Below are 8428 nucleotides of genomic sequence, written 5' to 3'. Positions count from 1 at the left end.
GAGACAGTTCGGTCCCTATCCGTCACGGGCGCAGGAAATTTGAGAGGAGCCGTCCTTAGTACGAGAGGACCGGGACGGACGCACCGCTGGTGTACCAGTTGTGCCGCCAGGTGCATAGCTGGGTAGCTAAGTGCGGACGGGATAAGCGCTGAAAGCATCTAAGCGCGAAGCCCCCCTCAAGATGAGATTTCCCACTGGCTAGACCAGGTAAGACCCCTTGTAGATGACAAGGTAGATCGGTCCGAGGTGTAAGCGTGGCAACACGTTCAGCTGACGGATACGAATCGGTCGAGGACTTCTCCTGAGTCGCTTCGACTGGTGGCAGGTTCTCATTCCGCATCCGGTTTTCAGGGTGCATGGTTGCCCCTTTTGGCGCTTAAACTTTTTTCGCCGACAGGAAAAACTTTCACTTGATATTACGAGAAAAACGTTATATAATAATCATTGTCCGTCAGAAATTGATTCTGTTCCTTTGATCCTCAGTAGCTCAATGGTAGAGCGCCCGGCTGTTAACCGGTAGGTTGCAGGTTCGAGTCCTGCCTGAGGAGCCACCTGCTCCCATAGCTCAGTTGGTAGAGCGCTTCCATGGTAAGGAAGAGGTCACCAGTTCGAGTCTGGTTGGGAGCTCCACAAGGCCCGTTGGTGAAGCGGTTAACACACCAGCCTTTCACGCTGGCATTCAGGGGTTCGAATCCCCTACGGGTCACCACATAGACCGCCGACCATCACTTTCGGCAGGTCGCTTAGGACGGTTAGCTCAGTCGGGAGAGCACCTGCCTTACAAGCAGGGGGTCGCAGGTTCGAGCCCTGCACCGTCCACCAAAACCCTGAACAAGGGTCGTGGAGGGATAGCGAAGTGGCCAAACGCAGCAGACTGTAAATCTGCCGGCTCTGCCTTCGTAGGTTCGAATCCTACTCCCTCCACCATTGATGGGGCGTAGCCAAGTGGTAAGGCAACGGACTTTGACTCCGTGATGCGTAGGTTCGATCCCTACCGCCCCAGCCAAATATGACCCATTAGCTCAGTCGGCAGAGCACCTGACTTTTAATCAGGGTGTCCCAGGTTCGAATCCTGGATGGGTCACCATTATACGATGCGGAAGTGGCTCAGTGGTAGAGCACCGCCTTGCCAAGGCGGGGGTCGCGGGTTCGAATCCCGTCTTCCGCTCCATCATCAACCGCCTGTGATTTGCAGGCGGTTTTTAATATGCTCACAAAGCCGATTTGTATAAGCATTCGTAGCCACAATCCAAGATTTTTTTCACCTGGTTGAACCCAAGGATTACCTGACAGCGGCCTAAAGTGGACGTTATAGATAATTGGGGTATTCAGATTTATATTCATTTTTATGCACGTATACTCTCTTTTTCGCAAAAGTATGTATAGAAGCGATAGAAACTGCGTTTCAAAGAGAAAGATTCAGGTGATTGTGATAAAATCGAGAGGAAATCATTAGATCAGAGGGAGTGGATTGATGAGAAACAACGAGATCGCTATGGTCGGTGTGCCGATGGACTTAGGGGCGGACCGGCGTGGCGTCGACATGGGGCCTAGTGCCATCCGCTACGCATCGGTGAAGGAAAAGCTGGCGGGACTTGGTTACAGGGTGAAGGATTTGGGCAACTTAGTTGTCCCTACTCCGGAATCGATGGATGCTGGTGAGAACAAACTAAAATATATGCGTGAAATCACGGCCGTCAGCCGGGAATTGGCAGAGACGACGGATCAGGTGGTGCAAAGCGGTTGCTTTCCCCTGATTCTCGGTGGTGATCACAGTATCGCCATCGGATCCATAGCCGGTGTGGCGCGGCATCACAAACGGATGGGGGTCATCTGGTTTGACGCTCACGGGGATCTGAACACCTCTAAAACTAGCCCCTCCGGTAACATTCACGGGATGCCCTTGGCGATCAGTCTCGGATGGGGCCATCCCGATCTGGTAAATATCGGCGGTGTTTCTCCCAAGTTGAGGCCGGAAGATGTGGTAATCATCGGAGCGCGCCAGCTGGATGAAGGGGAACGGACGTTGATCCGGGAGCAGGGCATTCACGTGTTTACCATGCACGATATCGATCGGATGGGCATGGGGCCGGTGATGGAAGAAGCGCTTCAAATCGTAACCGATGGCACCGATGGGGTCCACCTCAGTTTAGATTTGGATTCTCTCGATCCGGTGGATGCTCCGGGAGTGGGTACGCCGGTGGCCGGAGGGATCACATATCGGGAAAGCCACCTGGCGATGGAGATTTTGGCAGAAACCGGTGTCCTCACCTCGGCAGAATTTGTAGAAGTAAACCCCATATTGGATCATGGAAATCGAACAGCGAAGGCGGCAGTGGCTCTGATAGGCTCCGTTTTTGGAGAAAAAGTGTTATAAGGAAGCTCCATCGAGCTCTTTGACGATCAAGGTCTGTTTCTGCTCACCCCCTCAGTTATGCTTTTTTGGCCTGTCTCTTTACAAAGTGGCCTGCCTTTCTTGGGGTCTGGGGTAATTGGATCTCTATAAAGGGTGAGGAAAGGATTCGACAGGTTGGCGGATCCACAAAAACAGGGTAAGGGTATTTATTTTATAATGCAGCTCCTGGGATGGTCCAGGGGCATTTCTTTTTTTATTTACTTGTCGCATAATGGAAAGAAGAAGAGGATTTCCTGGTTCCGGACGGTTACATACTATTCAAAGGATGGGACTGTGGAGGGCGCCGATGCGTTTATTGGATGGCATTACCCAATACGTAAATGACATTGTCGATATTCTGATTGTCAGCTACATTATTTATAAAGTGCTGATGCTGGTAAAGGGAACGCGGGCAGTACAGCTGCTGAAAGGGATATCCGTCGTCTTAGTGGTCTGGATACTGGCAAGCGTTTTTGAGTTGTCGACCCTGCAGTGGCTGACGGAAACGCTTTTCTCCTGGGGGATCATCGTGGTGATCATTATCTTCCAACCAGAATTGCGTCGGGCCCTGGAGCAGCTGGGTCGCGGTCGCTTTTTTAACCGTACCGCAGGGGAAGATGAGCAGATGATCACCAAAGCTGTAGGTGAAATCGTCAAATCTGCGTCCTATTTAGCCAAGCGGCGGATCGGTGCGCTGATCATCGTGGAGCGGAAGACGGGTTTGACCGATTATGTTGAATCAGGTATTCCGATAGACGCTCAGTTGGGATCGGAGCTTTTGTCCAATATCTTTACACCCAATGCTCCTCTGCACGACGGCGCTGTCATCATTCGCCAGAACCGCTTGGTGGCTGCTGGATGTTACCTCCCGCTGTCGGATAATCCTTTTATCAGCAAGGAGCTGGGGACTCGTCACCGGGCAGGGATGGGGATCAGCGAAGGTACCGATGCCATCTCTATTGTGGTATCAGAAGAAACCGGTCAGATTTCCCTTGCCATCTACGGACAGCTGGAGCGGGGTTTGTCGGAGGAAGAGTTAATTTCCCGCCTGTATGAAGAATTAAAGCCCCCGGGGAAGGTCACATTGAAGACCCGGAAGGGGGATACCGATGGATAAATGGTTTCAAAATCAAAATGTGATGAAAGTGATCGCTCTCTTGTTGGGTTTAGCCCTGTGGCTTGTGGTTAACGATGAAGCCAATCTGTTTCAGGAGCGGGAAGCGAGCAATATTGTGTCCAATGTGCCACTAAAGGCTTTGTATGACGAAGATCAATTCCAGATCCGCGGTCTTCCCGAAACGATCTCCCTTCTGGCTCAGGGGCCGATTCCTTCTATGAAACGGGTGGATTCCTCCCGTCTGGAAGCTTTTATCGACTTGGATGATAAGACGGCTGGCACTTACAGCGACGTTCCCATACAGGTGGATAAAAAAGGGCTTCCCGGTGTAGAAGTGAAGCCCAATCCACAAACAGTCGATGTGGTATTGGAGGAAAAAAGAAGCAAAACGGTTTCTGTGGAAGTGGAGGTGATCGGAAAACCGGCCGACGATTTTAAGACGGGAAAGCCTGTTGTGGATCCGGCTAAGGTTCAAGTCCGAGGCTCCAAAGAAGATCTGGACCGGGTGAAGGAAGTGAAAGCCTTCGTCAATGTTGAGGGAAAAACGGAAACGATCTCCCAATCGGTCTCGTTAGATGTATACGGGGAAGAAGGACGAATTCAAGGGCTGGATGTGGAGCCGGCATCGGTCCATGTAGAAGTGCCGTTGATCAACAACGGCAAAAGCGTCCCTCTCAGCCTGGAGGAGATTGAGCTTCCGGCTGATGGTTATGCCGTAGCCGATCTCAGCATCAAACCGAATCGGGTGACGGTATTTGGTCCGAATTCTTACCTCAAAGGACTGAAAAATTATCCGGGTCCCCGTGTGGACCTTTCCGACTTTAAAAAAGACCGAACATGGGAACTGCCGGTCTCTGTTTCCGGTGAGGCGACTGAAGTGGATCCTAAAAAGGTGACAGTTCAGGCGGAGATTGTCAAAGGAACGGAAAAAAGAGTGGAAGATATTCCGATCGACATCCGGGGTCAAGAAGAGGGTTATGACGTGGAAATCAAAGGTCCAGATCGTCTGGATGCGACTCTCTTTGGAGCACCGGCCCGTCTAGATAACACCGATGAAAAGGATGTAAACTTGTCGGTGGAAGTGGCAGACCTTTCTCCAGGTCAGCATCAGCTTCCAGTGCAGGTCGAATTGCCCGACTATATTCGTCTGGCTGATGATCCGCACCCAAAAGTGACTGTAGAGATCAGTAAACAACCATGACCGGCGGATGTTTGAAGGAGGAGAAACATGGGTAAATATTTCGGCACGGACGGCGTCAGGGGAGTGGCCAACCGGGAGTTGACTCCTGAACTGGCTTACCGCCTGGGTCGGGCCGGGGCATACGTACTGACGAAGCAGATGGCAACAGAAGAAAAAACAAGACCTTTGGTGCTGCTGGGCCGTGATACCCGGCTTTCCGGTCAATTGCTGGAATCGGCTTTGATTGCGGGATTGCTGTCCATCGGCGCCGACGTAGCCCGGCTCGGAGTGATCTCCACACCAGGAGTGGCTTTTCTGACCCGGGAACTGGGGGCCAGCGCCGGGGTCATGATTTCCGCCTCCCACAACCCATATCCTGATAATGGTATCAAGTTTTTCGGCGGGGACGGGTTTAAGTTGAGCGATGTCTTGGAAGAGGAGATTGAAGCCCTCCTTGACGAAACGGAGGATCGCCTGCCCCGGCCGGAAGGGGATGGGATTGGCCGATTGGAGGATCGTATCGATGCCACCGATCAGTATCTTCAGCACCTTCGTTCTACTATCCAGACAGACCTCTGCGGAATGGATATCGTGGTCGATTGTGCCAATGGTGCTGCCTCCAAACTAGCCCCCACCCTTCTTCGTGAGTTGGGTGCCGACGTTACTGCAATCCATGCCGATCCCGACGGCGTCAATATCAATGTGGACAGCGGCTCCACACACCCGGAGAGTTTGCGCCGGGAAGTGTTACAGCGGCAAGCTCACCTGGGCTTGGCCTTTGATGGGGATGCCGATCGGCTGATCGCTGTGGACGAAGAGGGGAACATTGTGGATGGCGATCATATCCTCTGCATTTGTGGGAGCTTTATGAAGGAGACCGGTGAGCTCAAGGAGGATACCATCATCACGACGGTGATGAGCAACATCGGACTGTACAAAGCCTTGGACTCCCTGGGAATTCGTACGGAAAAGACCAAAGTGGGCGATCGCTACGTGATGGAAGAGATGCGTCGAGGCGGGTATAATCTGGGTGGAGAACAGTCAGGCCACATCATTTTTCTCGATCACAACACGACCGGAGATGGCATGTTGACTGCTTTGCAACTGTTGCGCGTGGTGAAGGAGAAAGCGACCACCTTGAATCAGTTGGCCCAAATGATGACCCCATACCCCCAAGTCCTGATCAATGTCCAAGTAAAGGAGAAGGATCAGTGGGAGCAGAACGAGGCGATTCGCCGCAAAATTGAAGAGGTGGAAGAGGCTCTGGGCGATGACGGTCGGGTCTTGGTTCGTCCATCCGGCACCGAACCGCTGATTCGCGTGATGGCGGAAGGGCCTGACAAGGAGCAGTTGCAATCTTATGTTCAGCAGATTGCCGATGTGGTGAAGGAGGAACTTTCCTAACCCCCCTTTCCTGCTGTGACCGAGGTTTCAATAGCCGACCGGGTTATCGGTCGGCTTTATCATTTCTTTACTTTACAAAACGGAGTGGGTTGCATAGCATGAAAGTAGTTGCGAAGGAAAGGATGTGATGAGTGGACAGACTCAAGCAAGGGATTACTAGACTTGTTGTAAAGCGCCAGGACTGCAGCGGGATCAAGCTGCAGTTGACGAGGTGGAGGGGAATCGACGGATCGGCGGATACCTCCCGGCTCGGCACCGGAGCCGTGGGACCGGAACACAAAAGAACGGGGTGACCCGTTTGACAAAGGTTTCGGTACGGTGCACCACTGGAAAAGAGAATAAACCAGTGGTCGGAGAAGGTTATGGCCCGACGTACGGGCGGTGGGTTCACAGTAGCTGCTTGTGACACATCTTGAAAAACAGAGAAGGGGGGCGGTTGCCCTCCAAAAGAGGCAGCGCCCCCGTTCCATTTTTGAGGGGGTTGGTGAAACCAATGTGTGGAATCGTAGGTTATATCGGGTCAAAACAAGCCCAAAACATTTTGCTAGAAGGCCTTTGCAAGCTGGAGTACCGCGGGTATGATTCGGCGGGGCTGGCTGTATATAAAGAAGGCAGGCTGGACGTGGAAAAAAGGGAAGGTCCCTTGTCAGCGCTAGAAGATCGGTTGAAAGAGCACTCCCTTTCTGGTGAAATGGGGATCGGCCACACTCGCTGGGCTACACACGGAAAGCCTTCTGATGAAAACTCCCATCCGCATCTGGACCGAGAACAGCAGTTTGCTGTAGCCCACAATGGGATCATCGAAAACTACCTGGAACTGAAGGAAGAGCTCCAGGAAAAGGGGTACACCTTTCAGTCGGAGACTGATTCGGAAGTGATCGCCCATCTTTTGGCCGATCTGTACGATGGGGATCTCGTCTCCACTGTCCGCAAGGCAGTCGGGCGGATGGATGGAGCGTACGCCCTGGCTATCGCCAGTGTACGGGAACCGGATAAGCTGGTGGCTGTCCGTTTGGCCAGCCCCCTCATCGTCGGTCTCGGCGACGGAGAAAACTTTATCGCTTCCGATATCCCGGCGATCCTGGAACACACCCGGGATGTCTACGTGCTGAACGATGGTGAAATGGCCGTCCTCGACCGGCATGGAGTGGAGCTGACCACCACCGATGGAGAGCCGGTTGAGCGCGACATCCTACACGTCACTTGGGATGCAGCAACGGCGGAAAAAGGCGGTTATGAGCACTTCATGTTGAAGGAGATCCACGAACAGCCCAAGGCTATTCGGGACACTCTGGCCGGCCGCGTCAAAGATGGCCTCGTCGACCTGTCCCAGGATCTCTCCTTCACGGAAGCAGAATTGAAACGCTTTGACAAGATTCATTTTGTCGCTTGCGGTACGGCTTATCATGCCGGCTTAATCGGCAAATCCGTTGTGGAGAAACTGACGGGCATCCCGGTGGAGGTGGATGTCGCCTCCGAATACCGCTACCGGGATCCGATCATCACTCCCTCTACCCTGGTGGTGGTGGTTAGCCAGTCCGGGGAGACGGCCGACACTCTGGCCGCCTTGCGGGAGGCGCAGCAGACCGGTGCCAAAGTGGTGGGGATCACCAACGTCGTCGGAAGCTCTGTCGCCCGAGAAGCAGACGAAGTGTTGATGACCTGGGCTGGTCCGGAGATTGCCGTGGCCTCCACCAAGGCTTACACCACCCAGCTGATCGCGATTTACCTGTTGGGCCTTTATCTCGCCCGCATCTTGGGCACTTGCAGCGAAACGGAGTTGTCGGATGCGACACAGGCTCTGGTCCAATTGCCAGAACAGGTTGAGAAACTTCTGCAGGATCCGGTGGCCATCCAACGCGTTGCCGGGGAGATTGCCCAGCACGAAGACCTGTTCTTCATCGGCCGCGGCCTTGACCATGCTGTGGTGATGGAGGGTTCTCTCAAACTGAAGGAAATCTCTTATATTCATTCTGACGCTTACGCCGCCGGGGAGCTGAAGCACGGCACCCTCGCTCTGATCGAGGAAGGCATCCCGGTGATCGCTCTGGCCACGCAAAAGGCGGTTTATGAAAAGATGGTCTCCAACATCATCGAAGTGAAAGCCCGAGGCGCCTACGTCCTCGGACTGGGTCTGGAAGGGGATACGGAACTGGGCAAATCCGTCGACGAAGTGATCACCATCCCGGATACCCGGCCCTTGTTTACACCGATTCTTTCCGTTGTTCCCCTGCAGCTGTTGGCCTACTACACTTCTACCGCCCGCGGCCTCAACGTCGACAAACCGCGCAACCTAGCCAAAAGCGTCACAGTGGAGTAAAGGTGAATCTGT

Annotated in this window: 6 protein-coding genes, 8 tRNA genes and 1 rRNA gene; all 15 read left to right on the top strand. The window is 53.3% G+C overall.

Annotation, left to right across the window (positions count from 1 at the left end; all coding sequences use genetic code 11):
• Nucleotides 1–304: ribosomal RNA gene (locus tag BLP91_RS10480) — 23S ribosomal RNA — on the top strand; the annotation flags it as partial.
• Between the two features lie 172 nt (nt 305–476).
• Nucleotides 477–551 (top strand) — tRNA-Asn (locus BLP91_RS10475).
• Nucleotides 552–554: 3 nt separating this feature from the next.
• A tRNA-Thr gene (locus BLP91_RS10470) sits at nt 555–630 on the top strand.
• Nucleotides 631–633: 3 nt separating this feature from the next.
• Nucleotides 634–709, top strand: a tRNA-Glu gene (locus BLP91_RS10465).
• 37 nt (nt 710–746) lie between these two features.
• A tRNA-Val gene (locus BLP91_RS10460) sits at nt 747–822 on the top strand.
• Nucleotides 823–842: 20 nt separating this feature from the next.
• Nucleotides 843–927: transfer RNA gene (locus BLP91_RS10455), tRNA-Tyr, on the top strand.
• Nucleotides 928–931: 4 nt separating this feature from the next.
• A tRNA-Gln gene (locus BLP91_RS10450) sits at nt 932–1006 on the top strand.
• A gap of 5 nt (nt 1007–1011) precedes the next feature.
• Nucleotides 1012–1087: transfer RNA gene (locus tag BLP91_RS10445), tRNA-Lys, on the top strand.
• Between the two features lie 9 nt (nt 1088–1096).
• Nucleotides 1097–1171, top strand: a tRNA-Gly gene (locus BLP91_RS10440).
• Between the two features lie 303 nt (nt 1172–1474).
• On the top strand, nt 1475–2377 hold the full coding sequence (rocF, locus tag BLP91_RS10435; protein WP_091570579.1) for an arginase: 903 nt from the start codon (nt 1475–1477) through the stop codon (nt 2375–2377).
• Between the two features lie 325 nt (nt 2378–2702).
• Nucleotides 2703–3512, top strand: coding sequence for a diadenylate cyclase CdaA (gene cdaA / locus BLP91_RS10430; RefSeq protein ID WP_091570576.1), 810 nt, complete (start codon nt 2703–2705; stop codon nt 3510–3512).
• Nucleotides 3505–4713: a CdaR family protein gene (locus tag BLP91_RS10425; protein ID WP_091570574.1), complete on the top strand. Its 1209-nt coding sequence runs from the start codon at nt 3505–3507 to the stop codon at nt 4711–4713. Before cdaA ends, BLP91_RS10425 begins: the two co-directional genes overlap by 8 nt.
• 27 nt (nt 4714–4740) lie before the next feature.
• Nucleotides 4741–6096, top strand: a complete 1356-nt coding sequence (gene glmM, locus BLP91_RS10420) for a phosphoglucosamine mutase (RefSeq protein WP_091570571.1) — start codon at nt 4741–4743, stop codon at nt 6094–6096.
• 131 nt (nt 6097–6227) lie between these two features.
• Complete coding sequence (locus BLP91_RS16770) at nt 6228–6389, top strand: hypothetical protein (protein ID WP_176757939.1); 162 nt, start codon at nt 6228–6230, stop codon at nt 6387–6389.
• A 200-nt stretch (nt 6390–6589) separates the two neighbouring features.
• Complete coding sequence (gene glmS, locus BLP91_RS10415) at nt 6590–8416, top strand: glutamine--fructose-6-phosphate transaminase (isomerizing) (protein WP_091570568.1); 1827 nt, start codon at nt 6590–6592, stop codon at nt 8414–8416.
• The last annotated feature ends 12 nt before the right edge of the window (nt 8417–8428 follow it).

This window comes from Melghirimyces thermohalophilus (genome assembly GCF_900102685.1).
GTDB lineage: Bacteria > Bacillota > Bacilli > Thermoactinomycetales > DSM-45169 > Melghirimyces > Melghirimyces thermohalophilus.
This window is presented reverse-complemented; position numbering and strand designations above follow the sequence as displayed.